The organism is Streptomyces sp. NPDC048643 (assembly GCF_040650615.1).
Classification (GTDB): Bacteria; Actinomycetota; Actinomycetes; order Streptomycetales; family Streptomycetaceae; genus Streptomyces.
Map to the genome: position 1 here is coordinate 113396 of NZ_JBEZHO010000002.1, position 16674 is coordinate 130069.

Here is a 16674-nt window from a genome sequence, read left to right on the forward strand (position 1 = left end):
CGAGGCGGGCGTTCGGGGACGCGCAACGTCGTTGCAACGTCGGGGTTCCTAGCCTCGCGGCGAGAGCTGCCCAACGGCGGGCAGCGCTTCTCCGGGAGGCAGACCAGCATGACCCGTTACGCGGCGCCCGGCAGCGAAGGCGCGATCGTCTCCTACGAGGCGCGGTATGACCACTTCATCGGCGGGGAGTACGTACCGCCGGCTCGCGGGCAGTACTTCGAGAACCCGAGCCCGCTGAACGGGCAGCCGTTCACCGAGGTCGCCCGAGGGACGGCGGAGGACGTGGAACGCGCGCTGGACGCGGCACACGCGGCAGCCCCCGCCTGGGGCCGCACCTCGGTGACAGCGCGCGCCGACATCCTGCTCAAGATCGCCGACCGGATGGAGGCGAACCTGGAGAAGCTGGCCGTCGCCGAGAGCTGGGAGAACGGCAAGCCGGTCCGCGAGACCCTGGCGGCCGACATCCCGCTCGCGATCGACCACTTCCGCTACTTCGCGGGGGCGGCCCGGGCCCAGGAGGGCTCCGTCGGCGAGATCGACGACGACACCGTCGCGTACCACTTCCATGAGCCGCTCGGTGTCGTCGCGCAGATCATCCCGTGGAACTTCCCCATCCTGATGGCGGTGTGGAAGCTCGCTCCGGCGCTGGCGGCGGGCAACGCGGTGGTCATCAAGCCGGCCGAACAGACGCCGGCATCCATCCACTACTGGATGAGCCTCATCTCGGACCTCCTCCCGCCAGGCGTGGTCAACATCGTGAACGGCTTCGGCGTGGAGGCCGGCAAGCCGCTCGCGTCCAGCCCTCGCGTGGCGAAGGTCGCGTTCACGGGCGAGACCACGACGGGGCGGCTGATCATGCAGTACGCCTCGGAGAACATCAAGCCGGTGACGCTGGAGCTCGGCGGCAAGTCCCCGAACATCTTCTTCGACGACGTCTGGGCGGAGAACGACGACTTCCGCGACAAGGCCCTCGAGGGCTTCACCATGTTCGCGCTCAACCAGGGCGAGGTCTGCACCTGTCCCTCGCGGGCTCTCATCCAGCGGGGCCACTACCGGGAGTTCATGGAGGCGGCGGTCGCCCGCACCGAACTCATCAAGCCGGGCAACCCGCTCGACACGGACACGATGATCGGCGCCCAGGCGTCCAACGACCAGTTGGAGAAGATCCTCTCCTACCTGGACATCGGCCGTCAGGAGGGCGCGAAGGTGCTCACCGGCGGGGAGCGCATCGAGCACGACGGCGAGTTGAAGGGCGGTTACTACGTCCAGCCGACGATCTTCGAGGGCGACAACCGCATGCGGATCTTCCAGGAGGAGATCTTCGGTCCGGTCGTGTCGGTGACGTCGTTCGACGACTTCGACGACGCCATCAAGCTCGCGAACGACACGCTCTACGGCCTCGGGGCCGGCGTGTGGACCCGGGACATCAACACCGCCTACCGCGCGGGCCGTTCCATCCAGGCCGGCCGCGTCTGGACGAACTGCTACCACGCCTACCCGGCGCACGCGGCCTTCGGCGGTTACAAGCAGTCGGGCATCGGCCGCGAGAACCACAAGATGATGCTGGAGCACTACCAGCAGACGAAGAACCTTCTTGTTTCATACAGCCCACAGAAACTTGGGTTCTTCTAGGGCCTCAAGTCGGGTGCCTGGGGGAGCCTCCCCAGGCACCTGTAGCCCGCACCACCATCCGTGACCGTCCCTTCATCTTGCGAACTCGTTCGCCGCGAATCTGCGTAGGTCCCCGACCAGCCACGGACCAGATGGTCGTGCAGTTCATGCGAGCCATGCGGACTCCCGGTGGCGTAGGCGCGGGGAGACGTCCGAGCCGCCCGTGGCAGCGGACGTGCCCGTGGTGCCGGGTGCGGCCGAGTGCTCCAGGTGCCGGTGCACGAAGTGGATGGCCATCGCGCCCTCGCCGGCCGCCGAGGCCACCCGCTTCACCGAGCCGCTGCGGACGTCCCCCACCGCGAAGACCCCGGGCAAGCTGGTCTCCAGAGTCGTGCACGAACGTCCGCGGGCGAGCCACAACTCGGGGTAGGCGCGGGCCTCCTGGGCCTCCGCACCGGTGAGAACGAAGCCGCGGGAGTCGAGGGCGATGGTGTCGGCGAGCCACTCGGTGTGGGGCTCGGCGCCGGTGAAGACGAACAGGCCCCGTACCGCGAGTCGGCGGTGGCCGCCCGTGCGGTTGTCGACCACGTCGAGTTCCTCCAGCGCTTCCTGGCCGATAGCCTCGGTGACCTCGGTGTGCAGCATGACCTCCACCCGCGGATGGCTCTCGACCTGGTCGACCAGGTAGCGGGACATGCCGGCCTCAAGGCTGGGTCCTCGCACCAGCAGGTGCACCTTCGACGCGTACCCGGCGAGGAACAGCACCGCCTGGCCCGCCGAGTTGCCTCCGCCAACGACGGCCACCGGGTCGGTGCGGCACTGCTGGGCCTCGTAGGCGGTCGCCGAATAGTGGACGCTCGTTCCCTCCAGGCGTTCGATACCGGGCACCTGGAGCCGGCGGTAACGGGCACCTGTGGCCAGGACGACGGCGCGGGCGGCGATCTCGCTGCCGTCGGCGAACGCCACCACATAGTGGTCCTCGTCCTCGGGACAGAGACCGGTCGCCTCCACCGGAAGGCTGATCCTGGCCCCGAACTTGTCGGCCTGGAGCACGGCGCGTTCGGTGAGTTCGGCGCCGGAGATACCGGCGGGAAAACCGAGCAGATTCTCGATGCGGGACGACGTGCCGGCCTGGCCGCCGGTGGCCATCGCCTCCACCACGGTGGTGTTCAGGCCCTCGGAGGCGGCGTACACCGCGGCAGCGAGGCCGGCGGGTCCGGAGCCGACGATGAGGACGTCCCCGTGACGGTCGCCGGCGGGGAGTGACGGCAGGCCGATGAGCCGGGCCAGTTCCGCGTTGCTGGGGTTGCGCAACAGAGTGGTGTCCCGCCAGATGACGAGCGGTGTCTCCTCCGGGCCCACGCCGAAGCGGCGCAGCAGTTCCTCGGCCTCCTCGTCGGTCTCCAGGTCGATCCAACGGTGTGGCAACCGGTTGCGGACGGCGAACTCGCGCAGCCGGCGCGTATCGGGCGAGTAGCGCGAGCCGATGACCCGGAAACCGGCGCCCTGGCCGACGAGCAGCGCGCGACGGCCCAGACAGGCGCGCAGCACGACGTCCCCGATGGTGGAGTCCTGGGACACCAGGTGGCGCAGTTGGTCCAGGGAGACGACGAGGACCTGGCCCGGCTCCCTGGCGACAGCGGTGTAGAAGGCCACTTGTCCGTGCAGCAGTCCGAGTTCGCCGATGAAGCGACCGGGGCCGTGCACACGCAGCACGCGTTCCTCGGGAGTGCCGTAGTCCTCGACGACGGCGACGGTACCGCTGAGGACGACGAAGAGCGTCTCGCAGCGCTCCCCCTCCTGGATCAGCACCTCGTTCGGGGCCACGCTCCGGCGTTGCCCGTGCTCCGCCAGACGTACTGTCTGGTCCTCCGTAAGGCGCGGATACGCGCCGTGGATGTCCGGGGTCTCCCCGAAGACAGCCTCGTCCGTTTTCTCCGGCACCGGTTCTCCGCCGGGCAGCGGCTGGTCGCCGCACATCAGACGAACGCCTCGTGGACGTAGCACCATCGCCAGTCCTCGCCGGGCTGGAACGACTGCACGATCGGATGGGCATGGGCAGCTGCGTGCTTTCGCGCGTGCTTGTTCGGCGATGAGTCACAGCAGCCGACGTGCCCGCAGGTCAGGCAAAGCCTCAGGTGGACCCACGGGGAACCGAGCACCAGACATTCCTGACATCCCTGTGGGGTCAGTGGCTGGACGGGACGGACAAGCGCCAGGTGGGGGTCTGCGTGCAGGGTCATTCGGATCACCCTTCCCGGGCCGTGATCGAGTGTTCCACCCACTGGCGCAGAGCAGGGGCGGGCGCCGCCCCCGCCTGCCGGGCGACCGTCTCGCCCCGGTGGAGGACGAGCAGCGTAGGTACCGCCTGGACCTCGAAACGCCGCGACAGCCGTGGATTCTTGTCGATGTCGACCTTGACGAGTTTGATGCGGCCGGCGAGATCGGTGGCGACCTTCTCCAGCTCGGGGCTGACCATGCGGCAGGGGCCGCACCAGGTGGCCCAGAGATCGACCACGACGGGGATGTCGGCCCGCTCGGCGACCTCGGCGAAGTCGTCGTCGCCCGCGTTCACCATCCACGGCAGGGGCTGTTTGCAGTGGCCGCACTTGGGGCGGCCCTCCGCGGCCACGGGCACCCGGTTGGTGCGCCCGCAGTTCGGACAACTGACGGTCGCCGCCTGCATGGTGCTCATGCCGCCCGCGCTCCCTTCGCATCCTCGTGCTGGTCGTAGGTGACCGCCAGCTCCCCGTGTTCGGCGTCGACGCGGACCGTCGCGCCGTCCTGGACGTCGCCGCGCAGCAGGGCGCGTCCGACCAGGGTCTCGACCTCGTGGGAGATGTAGCGGCGCAGTGGCCGGGCCCCGTAGACCGGGTCGTAGCCCTGGTGGGCGATCACCTGCCGGGCGGCGTCGGTGAGTTCGACGGTGATGCGGCGTTCGGCGAGCCGCTGCCGCAGCTCGTCGAACTGCAGCTCCACGATCCGCTCGATCTGCCGCTCGCCGAGCGGTTTGAACAGCACGATGTCGTCGACACGGTTGAGGAACTCCGGGCGGAAGTGCCCGCGCAGCTCCCCCATCACCAGGGCCCGGGCGTCGGGCTTGATCTCACCCTCGGCGGTGACGCCGTCGAGGAGGTGCTCGGAGCCGATGTTGGACGTCATGATGATCACGGTGTTGCGGAAGTCGACGGTGCGGCCCTGAGCATCGGTGATACGGCCGTCGTCGAGGATCTGCAGCAGGGTGTTGAAGACGTCGGTGTGCGCCTTCTCGACCTCGTCGAACAGCACGACCGAGTACGGCTTGCGGCGTACGGCCTCCGTGAGCTGGCCGCCTTCCTCGTAGCCGACGTATCCGGGCGGTGCGCCCATGAGCCGGCTGACGGTGTGCCGCTCCTGGTACTCACTCATGTCGAGGCGGACCATGTTCTCCTCGGAGTCGAACAGGGTCCGCGCGAGGGTCTTGGCCAGCTCGGTCTTCCCGACACCGGTGGGGCCGAGGAAGATGAACGAGCCGATGGGGCGGCGAGGGTCGCGGATGCCGGAGCGGGCACGGATGACGGCGTCGGCGACGAGCTTGACGGCTTCGTCCTGGCCGATGACGTGCTCGCGCAGGATCTCGTCGAGGCGCAGCAGTTTCTCGCGTTCGCCCTCCTGGAGGCGGGCGACGGGGATGCCGGTCCAGGCGGCGACGATCTCGGCGATCTCCTCCTCGGTGACGACCTCGCGCAGCAGCCGGTTCTGCCCTTGTTTGGAGGCCAGTTGCTCTTCCTCCGCCGCCAGCCTGCGCTCAAGGTCCTGGAGGCGGCCGTAGCGGAGTTCGGCGGCGCGGTTGAGGTCGTAGGCGCGTTCGGCTTCCTCTGCCTCGTGGCGGACCTGCTCCAGTTCTTGGCGCAGCTCCTGGACGCGGCGTATCGCCTGCCGTTCGGCCTCCCACTGGGCGTGTTGGGCGTCGGCCTCGCCGCGCAGGTCGGCCAGTTCCTTGCGCAGCTCCTCGAGGCGCGTTCTGCTGGCGGGGTCTGTCTCCTTGGACAGGGCCGCTTCCTCGATCTCCAGGCGGGTGACGCGGCGGGTGATCTCGTCGAGTTCGGCGGGCATCGAGTCGATCTCGGTACGCAGCCGGGCGCACGCCTCGTCGACGAGGTCGATGGCCTTGTCGGGCAGAAACCGGTCGGTGATGTAGCGGTGGCTGAGGGTGGCCGCGGAGACCAGCGCGGTGTCCTGGATCTTCACACCGTGGAAGACCTCCAGGCGTTCGCGCAGTCCGCGCAGGATGGAGATGGTGTCCTCCACGCTCGGCTCGTCCACCAGGACCTGCTGGAAACGGCGTTCCAGCGCGGCGTCCTTCTCGATGTGCTTCCGGTACTCGTCGAGAGTGGTCGCGCCGATCATGTGCAGTTCCCCGCGGGCGAGCATCGGCTTGAGCATGTTGCCCGCGTCCATGGCTCCTTCGGCGGCGCCCGCGCCGACGACCGTGTGCAGCTCGTCGATGAAGAGCAGGATGCGCCCCTGGGCGGCCCGGACCTCGCCGAGCACGGCCTTGAGGCGTTCCTCGAACTCGCCGCGGTACTTGGCGCCGGCGACCAGGGAGCCCATGTCCAGGGAGAACACGGTCTTGTCGCGCAGGCCCTCGGGGACGTCACCGCGGACGATGCGCTGGGCCAGACCCTCGACGATGGCGGTCTTGCCGACACCGGGGTCGCCGATGAGGACGGGGTTGTTCTTGGTCTTGCGGCTGAGGATCTGGGTGACGCGGCGGATCTCGGCGTCCCGGCCGATGACCGGGTCCAGCCGTGACGAACGAGCCTCGATGACCAGGTCGCGACCGTACTTCTCCAGTGCCTCGTAGGACGCTTCGGGATCGGCGGAGGTGACGCGCTGGTTGCCGCGGACCTGGGTGAGCGCGCTCAGGAACGAGTTCCTGGTGATGCCGGCCTGTTCGAGCAGTCGCCCGGCGGCGGTCGAAGAGCTCTCCTCGGTCAGGGCGAGCAGGAGGTGTTCCACGGACACGTACTCGTCCTTGAGGCGCTTGGCCTCCCGTTCGGCGGCGTCGAGCACCCGCGCGAGCCGCTGGGTGACGAAGACCTGGCCGGGTGCCGCGCCGGGGCCGGTGACCTTCGGGCGGCGGGAGAGTTCCTCGCGCACGGCAGCTCGCAGTTCCTTCGGTTCGATACCGGCCTGCTGCAGCAACCGCGGGATCAGACCGTCGTCCTGATCGAGAAGTGCGAGCAGCAGGTGTTCCCCGTCGACCTCGGTGTGCCCCATGCCGACGGCCGCGGTCTGTGCTTCCTGGAGGGCTTCCTGGGACTTCTGCGTGAGACGGTTCATGTCCATGGGGGTGTTTCACTCCTCGTGCCGCGGCCGCGCAGGGCGGCTTCGAGCAGACTGATGCGGTCCAGCAGGTCGAGCACCAGGCCGATGGATGCGTAGTTGAGGCAGAGCCCCGTGCGCAGACGCTGGATGCGGGCAAGGACCGCCGGGGCCGTCAGGTCGAACACCAGGTGTCCCGCGGTGTCGCGTTCGGCGTCGACCAGGCCGAGGGCGACGAATCGGCGGATCAGATCGGGATGGAGGCCCGAGCGACGGGCCACGGTGTCGAGGGAGAGCCTGGGCGCGGCCACGAGCGCGTACCGGACAGCCGTCGAGGCGGTGACGTCCGCGCCCGCTCGTACCGGACGGGCGCCCCCGCCGGCCCGGCCGACGCCGGTCGCTCCCTGGGGTCGGTCGTTCATGGCGTCCTCCTGGGGTCGAACGAGGAAGTGGCGGCGAGCTCCTCGAACAGGTCGCGCTCCCGGTCGCCGAGGGTGGGCGGCACCATGATGCGGAGTTCGGCGTACAGGTCACCGTTCGCGCCACGCGGGTTCGGCATGCCCTCGCCACGCAGCCGCAGCCGCCGGCCGCTGGAGGAGCCCGCGGGCACCGTGACCTTGGCCGTGCCGCCGCCGGGTGTGGGCACCGGGACGGTCGCACCCAGGGCCGCCTCCCATGGGGCGACCGGGACCTGAAGGTGCACGTCGCGGCCGTCCAGCCGGAACCGGGGATGGGGTTGGATACGCACCCGCAGGTACAGGTCGCCCGCGGCGGCGTCACCACTGCCCCGGCCGCCCTCGCCCGCCAGCCGGATGCGCTGCCCGTCGGTGACGCCCGGCGGCACGTCGACCTCGTACCGCCGCGGCTGCCCTGTGGGCCCGGCGAGCGTGACGGTGCGACGGCCCCCTCGGTACGCCTCTTCGACGCTGAGCGGCAGTTCGGCCTCCTGGTCCGCACCGGGGACGCCGCCTGGAGCGGCACCGGCTCCGAACATGGAGCCGAACAGGTCCTCGATGTCGATGCCCTCCGCGCCGAAGCCGTCGCCGAAGCCGGTGGTGTATCGGACGCGGGGACCGCCCCCGCCCGCGGCCCGCCGCCCGCGGAAGCCGCCCGCTCCCGCCGCGGCCCGTTCGTCGAAGTCCTCGGGGACCTTTCGGAAGTCCTCGCCGAAGCGGTCGTAGCGAGCGCGGGTGGCGGGATCGGAGAGGACGCTGTGGGCCTCGTTGAGGTCCTTGAATCGCTCCTCCGCCTCGGGGTCCTTGTTGACGTCGGGGTGGTACCTGCGGGCGAGTGTGCGATACGCCTGCTGGATCTCGTCCTGGGTCGCGGTCCGTGGCACGCCGAGCACCTCGTAGAAGTCTCGCGCCATGACCGGTCACTCCCGCTTCGCGACGGTCACGGCGGCGGGCCTGAGCTGCCGCTCGCCGTCCCCGTATCCGGGGCGCAGCACCTCGACGACCGTGCCCGGTGGGGAGTCGGGGTCCTGGACGACGCCGACCACCTCGTGCCGGGCCGGGTCGAAGGCGACGCCGGTCTCCGCATGCCGCGGGTAGCCGAGCAGTTCGAGGACGTTCACGGCCTGGTCGCGTACGGCCCTGATGCCCTCCACGATCGCTCCCGGATCGGCGCCCGCGTGGGTCAGGGCGAGTTCGAGGTTGTCGAGGACGGGCAGGAAGGCCGCCGCGGTGCGGGACCGCTCGACCGCCCGATCGCGTTCCAGTTCCCTGGCGTGCCGCTTGCGAAGGTTGTCGAGGTCGGCGCGTGCTCGCCGCCAGCGGTCCTCCAGTTCCGCGACCGCGGTCGTGTGCTCCTCCTCGGTGGGTGTGAGGCCGCCGGCATAGGGTCCCGGTTCAGCGTGTGCCCCTTCCGGCCGCGGCGGCGGTCCCGGTTGCGGCAGATCCCCGCGAGGGGGGCGTCCGGTGTCCGGGACCCCTTCGACTGGATCCGACGCGTCCCGGTCGGGTTCCTGGGAGTGGGTGGGCATGGCGCGCCTCAGCCCTTGTCGAACTCGGCGTCGATGACATCGTCGTCATCGCCGGCGCCACTCGTGGGCTCACCGGTGGCGGTGTCCTGGCCGGGACTGCCCGTGGGTGCGGCGTCCTGATGTGCCGTCAGCCCGGCGAGCAGCTGTTGGAGTTCGGAGGTCAGGGGCCGCACACGCTCCACGCCCGCCTCCTCCTTGACCGCCGCCCGGGCGTCGGACACGAGCATCTCGGCGCGTGCCTTCTCGTGCGCGGGCGCCGCGTCGCCCAGTTCGGCGAGGCGCTTCTCGACCTGGTACGCGACGGCATCGAGCTCATTGCGGGCATCGACGGCCTCGCGGAGCGCCTGGTCCTGGCCCCGGTTGCTCTCGGCCTCCTGCACCATGCGTTCGACCTCGGTGCGGTCCAGGTTGGAGCTCTCGCTGATGGTGATGCCCTGTTCCTTGCCGGTGTCCCGATCGCGGGCCTTGACGTTGAGGATGCCGTTGGCGTCGATGTCGAAAGTGACCTCGACCTGTGCTTCGCCCCGCGGCGCCGGCCGGATGTCCGTGAGCTGGAACCGCCCCAGCACCCGGTTGTCCGCGGCCCGCTCCCGTTCACCCTGGAGGACCACGACATCGACGGCCGGCTGGTTGTCCTCCGCGGTGGAGAAGGTCTCGCTGCGGCGCACCGGAATGGTGGTGTTCCGCTCGATGATCTTCGTCATCACTCCGCCGCGCGTCTCCACGCCCAGCGACAAGGGTGTGACGTCGAGCAGCAGCACGTCCTTGACCTCGCCCTTGAGCACCCCTGCCTGGATCGCGGCGCCCAAGGCCACGACCTCGTCGGGGTTGACGCTCATGTTGGGGTCCTTGCCGCCGGTCAGCCGGCGGACCAGGGCCTGGACCGCCGGGATGCGGGTGGAACCGCCGACGAGGATGACCTCGTCGATGTCGCTCTCGCCGACCTTGGCGTCGGCCATCGCCTGCTGCACGGGTCCGAGGCAGCGCTCCACCAGGTCGCCGGTGATCTGCTCGAACGTGGACCGCATGATCGAGTCGGTGAGGTGCTTGGGACCCGCGGCGTCGGCGGTGATGAACGGCAGGCTGACCTGCGTCTGGGTCACCGAACTCAGTTCGGTCTTGGCCTTCTCCGCCGCCTCGAACAATCGTTGCAGCGCCTGCGGGTCCTTGCGCAGGTCGATGCCGTTCTCCTTCTGGAAAACGTCCGCGAGGTGATCCACCAGACGCCGGTCGAAGTCGTCGCCGCCCAGGTGGCTGTCACCGGCCGTGGAGCGCACCTCCACCACACCGTCGCCGACATCGAGGATGCTCACGTCGAAGGTGCCGCCGCCGAGGTCGAAGACGAGGACGGTCTCGTGCTCCTGCTTGTCCATGCCGTACGCGAGGGCGGCAGCCGTCGGCTCGTTGATGATCCGCAGCACCTCCAGTCCGGCGATCCGCCCGGCGTCCTTGGTGGCGGTGCGCTGAGCGTCGTTGAAGTAGGCGGGCACCGTGATGACCGCCTCCGTGACCCGCTCCCCCAGCTGCTTGGACGCGTCGTCGGCGAGTTTGCGCAGCACCTGCGCGCTGATCTCCTCAGGTGCGTACAGCTTGTCGCGCACCTTGAAGCGGGCTGCCCCGCCGTCGCCCTCGACGACGTCGTACGCCACCGCTTTGGCCTCGTCGGAGATCTCGTCGAAGTGACGACCGATGAACCGCTTGGCCGAGTAGATGGTGCCTTTGGGGTTGAGGATCGCCTGGCGCCGGGCCAGCTGGCCCACCAGGCGTTCCCCGGTGTCGGTGAAGGCCACCACGGACGGTGTCGTGCGGTTGCCCTCGCTGTTGGGCACGACGGACGGCTCGCCGCCCTCCCAGACGGCGATCACCGAGTTGGTGGTGCCCAGGTCGATGCCCACTGCCTTGGCCATGAGGAACTCCTCCCGGTACGGCGCCTGCGTCGACTCTCCGGATCACGTTCGTTCAGGTAGGAGTGGGGCGTACGTCGGTGTCCCACGGTGCGCCTGGAGGGTCTCGAGCACTCCCCAGGGTGACGAACCGGGTGGTTCCACGCCTGCGCCTGGCAAGTCAGGCCTGCGCGGGTCCGGTCACCCCACGAGTACGAGAGAAGGAATCCGAACCTCGCGAGTAGGCTTGCGAGTAGCTGGGAATTCGAATTTTCTCTCGCCTCCCCATGAGAATCGGGGAGAACGGACTGATCCCATGGCCGGCAGTCGGACGCACAGCCTGCACCACCGCTGCTCCGACCGGGCGAGGAGCCTTACCCCGGGCAGTGCGCGGAGACACTCCACGTTCACGCGCAGAGGGCCCCGCCCCCCTCCTCTCACCCCGCCCGACCATGACATCCGCGACCTGGCCGTGCTGTCCCGCGCTCTGTTCGACACCCCGGACGAAGACACGATCCTGCGACTGGCCATGGACCACATCGCCGCTGCGGGGCCCTACCGCGCCGAAGCCGGATATCTCACGGTGGGCGGCGACCTGCGCCCCAGTCCGAAGGACGGGATGACGCACGCCTCGGCCCTGGGCCGGAGAGTGCGCGAGCTGGCCGGGCAGGACGGTCCCGTGACCGTACCCGGCAGGCCCTGGAGCCGGGCTCTGGGGCTGCGCGGGCTCGAAGGACTCCACGGCTACCTCGTGGTGACCTCCCGCTCCCAGCCCAACGAGGCCGAGCAGTCCCTGCTCGCCACGATCGTCCAGGACACCGCCGCTGCGCTGTCCGTCGCCTTCGCACGCCGGCGCCAACGCGAGGACGCGCTGAAGCTGCACCGGCTGAGGGACGAGCACACAGCTCTGCAGCGGCAGCTGATCTGCGTCGCGGCTGAGCTGGTGTACCAGCGGGCGGTTCAGTCACTCGTGGACGACGTCGCTGCCTCGAGCGGCGGGGAGGAAGCCATAACCCGCGCACTTCACACGCTCACCGGACTCCCCGCGCTGGTCGAGGACCGCTTCGGCCGGCTGAGGTCCTGGACCGGTCCGGGCTGCCCCGACCCCTATCCCGAACCGGACCCCGTGCGCCAGGACGAAATGCTCCACACCGTCGCTTGTCAGGCCGGCCCGGTGCGGATACGGGACCGGCTGATCAGCCTGGTCCGCCCGCACGGCGAGATCCTCGGCGTACTGGCCCTCGTCGATGCCCGCAACGAGGCTGACGAGCACTCCGTACTCGCACTGGAACACGGTGCCGCCTCGCTCGCCTCGGAGCTCACGCACCTGCGCGATCTGGCCGACGTCGAGCGGAGGCTGCACCGCGAGTTGGTCAATGACCTGCTGGCAGGAACCGACGAGGCGAGCGCCTACGCGCGGTCCGCGGCAGTCGGACACGACCTGCATCGCAGCCACTACATCGTCGTGGTGCAGTGGCCGAACCGGCCCACGGACGAAACCTTCGCGCAGACCGTCGGACAGGCGGCCTCCGCGGTGGGCATGCGTTCACTGCTGACCCGGCGCTCCGACCACGTGGTCCTGGTCGCCGACGCCAGGCCGCACGCCCGCGCGTTGTACGAGGAGCTCTCCCGGAAGACCGGGACGCGGTCCGGCATGATCGGGGTGAGCGCCCCTTGCGCATCCCTGGACGAGATCCCCCACCGCTACCAGGAGGCGCAGCGCGCCCTGGAAGTGCGCCGTCAATCCCGCGAGCGCTATGGCACGACGTTCTTCGAAGAGCTCGGCCTCTACCGGATCCTGGGACCGGGCAACGAATACCGGGAACTGGAGACGTTCGTCCAGGAGTGGCTCGGGCAGCTCATCGACTACGACTCCCAGCACCACACGGCCATGGTGGAGACCCTGTCCCAGTACTTCAGCTGCGGCGGCAACTACGACGAGACCGCAGATTCCCTCGCGATCCACCGCAGCACGCTGCGCTACCGGCTCCAGCGCATCCGTGACATCAGCGGTAACGACCTCGCGAACGTCGAGGACCGGCTGAACCTCCAAGTGGCGACACGTGTATGGAAGATCGTGCTGGGCGGCCCCGGCTGACGCCTCGCCGGAACGCCGACGCGACCCGGCAGTACGTTCCGGGGGTCGAAACTGTGCGATGGCTCCGGTCCTTCAGCGAGGTCGTGCGATCCGGGCTCACGATCGAGGAATCGCGGCTGGAGCCCCTGCTCGCGCTGCGCACGGCCACCGGGGTGGCCTTGGTCATCGGGCTGACGCTGTGGCTGGTCTCCCCTGCGTATGCCGCATCCGCCGCTCTCGGCGCCTACTCCGCGGGTGGGGCCACCTTCCAGCGCACATGGCGTCCACGCAAGGTGATCGCGCTCGGGGCGGGCGCGAGTCTGGCGGTCAGCACGTTCGTGGGCTACCTGGCGGCAGGGCAACTCGTGACGTTTCTCCCGCTGCTGGCCGTATGGTCCTTTGCCGCAGGAATGGCGTGGGCCGTCGGATCGACAGCTGGGATCGTCGCGGCGACGACCGTAGGCGGCATGCTGGTCACCATCACTTTGCCCACGAGCGTCGGGCCGGCCCTGGAGCACGCCGGGGTCATAGCGCTCGGGGGCGTGACGCAGGCCGTCCTGATCCTGCTGTTCCCGATCCGGCGTTGGGGAGCGCATCGTGACGCACTCGCCGACGCCTTGGCCGGCGTGGCGGACTACGCCCGCCGGTTGAGGCACGACCCGACCGCCCCGTTCGACCCGGAACCGTTGATGACGGCCCGGGACGCGGCTGGGGTGACGCCGTCACAGGCCCGCACCCGTCCTCCCGGCCTCCACGGCCCCCGGGGACTCGCCGAGCGCATCCGCCCGGTCGTCGCCACGCTCGCCGACCCACACGTCGGCGCCCCGGCAAAAGGCCCCGGGCGGGACCGCGCGCGGGAGTTGCTCGACGCGACCGCCGAGATCCTGGATGCGGCAGCCCGCTCGATCCGCCGGGGCACTCCCGCGGAGGTGCGGCCCGGAAGCACGGACGTCCTGCGTGTCGACGAGGAGCACGAGGTGCTGGAGGGTCCCGCGCGGCAGACCGCAGAGCGGCTCGTGGAACTGCTCGGTGAAGCGTTGGAGATCGCCGGGAGCGGCGGCGCGCGCGGGAAGGCGCCCACGCCGCTCGCCCCCGCCGGCGCCCGGTTCCTGGTGCGTCCGACACTGTTCCGGCTGGTCCCGGTCGTCGCTCGGGCGGTTCACCGTGAGCTCCGGCACGACTCGCCCGTGTTCCGGCACGCCGTCCGCCTGGCGGCGGTGGCCACGCTTGGCTATGTGATCGCCACTCGGCTGCCCCTGGGCCACGGCTACTGGGCGCCCATCGCCTCGGTCATGGTGATGCGGCCGGACTTTCACCAGACGTACGCGCGCGCGGTGGCCCGTCTCGCCGGGACCTTGGCGGGGGTCGCGCTCGCCACCGGGATCGTGTGGGCCCTGGGCCCGAACGCCCAGGTGTGCGGCGCGCTGGCGGTGGTCTCGGTTGGTCTGTCGTACACGCTGGTCCGTACCGGTTACGCCTACTCCCAGTGCTTCACTGCCGCATACGTCGTCTTCCTGCTCGGCATGGGCGGCCAGGCGTGGGAGCAGACCGTCCCGGACCGGGTGGCACTCACCCTGCTCGGAGGGGCCCTGGCCATGCTGTCCTACGTGGTGTTCCCCGCGTGGGAGACACCCAGGCTGCCGGGCCGGCTCGCGGACTGGCTCGCCGCGAACGGCAGGTACGCGGCCGCAGTGCTGCGCAGCTACGCCGAGCCGAGCCACAAGCACCGCGCCGACATGCGGAAGGCACTTTTGGCGAGCCGGGAGGCACGTGCCGCCTGGCAGGAGGCCTACGACCGGGCAAGGCGGGAGCCGGTCCGCCCCAGAGGACTGACGTCGCGGGAGGCGCAGGAGGCGCAGGAGGCGCTGGAGGGGCTCGGCCGGGCAGCGATGCTCATGGAGAGTCACGTTCCGCGGGCCGATGGCCGCTCCTTCCCCGAGGCCGAGCGGTTCGCGGACGCCCTGGAGACGGACACCGCGCAGGCCGCGGTCGACGTGCGCGAGCACAGGAATCCGGACTGGGGGCGCGTGGAGGAGGCACTCCACGCGTGGGAGGACACCACCGCCGGCAACCGGAGCCCCGTCGTTCGACGGGAGGCGGACATGCAGAAACGGGCCCTGGAAGACCTCGCGACGGCCGTAAGCCGGACACCCCTGGAACGGGATGTGGACTCCGCTCGCGAGGAGGGGCGGATGCTGGCGGCTGTGGCAGCGGAAGGCGACGGATCAGGTACCGCGCGGCACCGGGATGGGTGATGAAGTCGGCCAAGGCGCCACCACGGCCGTTCCATCCTGTCGTTCACCCCTGAAGTACTGACAGATCGTCAAGCCCCATCCGCAGAGCCCCCGAAGTTGCGACAGGGGCAGGTTGAGGCGACGTCTCGTTCCGGCCAAATGCGCCGCGAGATCGAAAGAATAGGGGCACGGTAACGGGCAATGGGCGACGATAAATGTGCACCATCCATCGACCGACCCAAAGGCCCAGGAGCTTGCGGTATGCACGACGCGCCACACCAGGGCCAGGACTTGCTGAAGTGCCGGACGGCGGTTGTGGACGAAGCTCGGCAGGTGCTCCAAGAACGCTTCTACGCCAACTTCATCGACGTGCCCGACGGCAGCGCCGACTTCATGGCCCGGTACGACATCGCCGCGTTCGGTCCGCTCACACTCGGACGGCTCTCCTTCGGCACGGAGGTGCGCATACGGTTCGGGGAACTCGGCTCCTACCACGTGGACATCCCCCTGGGCGGCCACCTGGCCTGGCGTCAAGGAACGCACACCAACGCGACGGCGACGACCGCGAACGCCGCCGTTTTCCAGCCGCACGGCAACACGGCGCTGGATCGAGTGAGCACCGACTGCTCCATGCTGGCCGTGAAGATCGACTCCAAGGCCCTCAACGATCAACTCGAACGCCTTCTCGGCCGACCGCTGCGCACCCCCGTCGTCCTCACTCCCGACCTGGACGTGGCGCGCGGAGCGGGCCTGAGCTGGGTGCGGATGATCCGCACGGTGTTCGACGAGATGCAGGCCGACGGGCTGCTCACCCGGCCGATGGTCGCCCGCCCGCTCCAGGAGGCCCTGCTGACCGGGCTCCTCCTCGCCACCGGCCACCGCTACCGTGACGAGCTCGAGCGACCAAAGCCCGCCCTGCGTCCGGGCCCCGTCAAGCGCACCGTCGAAGCCATCCACAGCATGCCGCAACACCCCTTCACAGTAGGAGAGTTGGCCGTGCTCGCCGGGGTGAGCGTGCGGCGGCTCCAAGAGGCCTTCCAGCAGTACGTCGGCATGACCCCGCTGGCCTACCTGACCGACGTCCGCCTCACCCGCGCACACGAGGAGCTGCGCCGCGGCGCGCCGGGCGAAGTGAACGTGAGCGAGGTCGCCCATGGTTGGGGCTTCGACCACCTGGGCCGCTTCGCGTCCCGCTACCGGGCCCGCTTCGGCGAGTTGCCCTCGCAGACATTGCGTTCCGGATGACCACGGCCGACGTCATCGCCCCGCGCTGCGCGGACAACAGCCGCGCTCAGTGGATCGTGCCCAGCGGCCGACACACCTAGATTTCTGGTGTTCGCGCGTCCACCTCTAGGGTCCGCCGCGCGGACATCGGTCGGCCCGTCCCACCCCTTCGGGCCGGCCACCGCCCGCCGCGCCCCAAGAGTCGCGGGCGGGTCGGCAGCGCGCATGCGGCCTGAACTCCGTAACGGCGCACTGCCCGACACCGGTCAAGGTCCGGGCCAGGGTCGGCGCCGGCCCGGACCTTGACCGCATTAGGGCGCATGGATGTGCCCGCCCAGCAACACAAGAGCGTTC

The 16674-nt window shown here is 69.9% G+C and carries 12 protein-coding genes; 4 read left to right on the plus strand and 8 right to left on the minus strand.

Going from position 1 to position 16674, the window contains the following annotated elements; all coding sequences use genetic code 11:
- Positions 1 to 108: 108 nt before the first annotated feature.
- Positions 109 to 1632, plus strand: a complete 1524-nt coding sequence (gene adh, locus AB0C62_RS02385) for an aldehyde dehydrogenase (protein ID WP_362969212.1) — start codon at positions 109 to 111, stop codon at positions 1630 to 1632.
- Positions 1633 to 1776: 144 nt separating this feature from the next.
- On the opposite strand, the gene AB0C62_RS02390 is transcribed toward adh, so the two are convergent.
- Genes AB0C62_RS02390 through dnaK form a run of 8 tightly spaced genes read right to left on the minus strand, consistent with a single transcriptional unit; the run spans position 1777 to position 10809 of the window.
- The gene (locus AB0C62_RS02390) at positions 1777 to 3591 is read right to left on the minus strand and encodes an FAD-dependent oxidoreductase (RefSeq protein WP_362969213.1); all 1815 of its coding nucleotides are present in this window, start codon (positions 3589 to 3591) and stop codon (positions 1777 to 1779) included.
- Positions 3591 to 3854 (minus strand): UBP-type zinc finger domain-containing protein, encoded by a 264-nt coding sequence (locus AB0C62_RS02395; protein ID WP_362969214.1) that lies wholly within the window; start codon positions 3852 to 3854, stop codon positions 3591 to 3593. The genes AB0C62_RS02390 and AB0C62_RS02395 overlap by 1 nt, the downstream gene beginning before the upstream one ends.
- Before the next feature lie 5 nt (positions 3855 to 3859).
- Positions 3860 to 4306, minus strand: a complete 447-nt coding sequence (gene trxA / locus AB0C62_RS02400) for a thioredoxin (protein WP_362969215.1) — start codon at positions 4304 to 4306, stop codon at positions 3860 to 3862.
- Positions 4303 to 6942 (minus strand): ATP-dependent chaperone ClpB, encoded by a 2640-nt coding sequence (gene clpB / locus AB0C62_RS02405; RefSeq protein WP_362969216.1) that lies wholly within the window; start codon positions 6940 to 6942, stop codon positions 4303 to 4305. The genes trxA and clpB overlap by 4 nt, the downstream gene beginning before the upstream one ends.
- On the minus strand, positions 6933 to 7340 hold the full coding sequence (locus AB0C62_RS02410) for a chaperone modulator CbpM (protein ID WP_362969217.1): 408 nt from the start codon (positions 7338 to 7340) through the stop codon (positions 6933 to 6935). Before AB0C62_RS02410 ends, clpB begins: the two co-directional genes overlap by 10 nt.
- Positions 7337 to 8287 carry a J domain-containing protein gene (locus AB0C62_RS02415; protein ID WP_362969218.1) on the minus strand — a complete coding sequence of 317 codons (951 nt, stop codon included), beginning with the start codon at positions 8285 to 8287 and terminating at the stop codon, positions 7337 to 7339. The genes AB0C62_RS02410 and AB0C62_RS02415 overlap by 4 nt, the downstream gene beginning before the upstream one ends.
- 6 nt (positions 8288 to 8293) lie before the next feature.
- A complete protein-coding gene (locus AB0C62_RS02420; RefSeq protein WP_362969219.1) occupies positions 8294 to 8902 on the minus strand; it encodes a nucleotide exchange factor GrpE in 609 nt (202 codons plus the stop codon).
- An 8-nt stretch (positions 8903 to 8910) separates the two neighbouring features.
- On the minus strand, positions 8911 to 10809 hold the full coding sequence (dnaK, locus tag AB0C62_RS02425; RefSeq protein WP_362969220.1) for a molecular chaperone DnaK: 1899 nt from the start codon (positions 10807 to 10809) through the stop codon (positions 8911 to 8913).
- 292 nt (positions 10810 to 11101) lie between these two features.
- Between dnaK and AB0C62_RS02430 the strand changes: the two genes are divergently transcribed.
- The 3 genes from AB0C62_RS02430 to AB0C62_RS02440 all read left to right on the plus strand — a co-directional run bounded on the left by AB0C62_RS02430 (position 11102) and on the right by AB0C62_RS02440 (position 16341).
- Positions 11102 to 12883, plus strand: coding sequence for a helix-turn-helix domain-containing protein (locus tag AB0C62_RS02430; protein ID WP_362969221.1), 1782 nt, complete (start codon positions 11102 to 11104; stop codon positions 12881 to 12883).
- 53 nt (positions 12884 to 12936) lie between these two features.
- Entirely contained in the window at positions 12937 to 15117 is a 2181-nt protein-coding gene (locus tag AB0C62_RS02435) for an FUSC family protein (RefSeq protein WP_362969222.1), read from the plus strand.
- A 240-nt stretch (positions 15118 to 15357) separates the two neighbouring features.
- Positions 15358 to 16341 (plus strand): AraC family transcriptional regulator, encoded by a 984-nt coding sequence (locus AB0C62_RS02440; protein WP_362969223.1) that lies wholly within the window; start codon positions 15358 to 15360, stop codon positions 16339 to 16341.
- Positions 16342 to 16674: the final 333 nt, after the last annotated feature.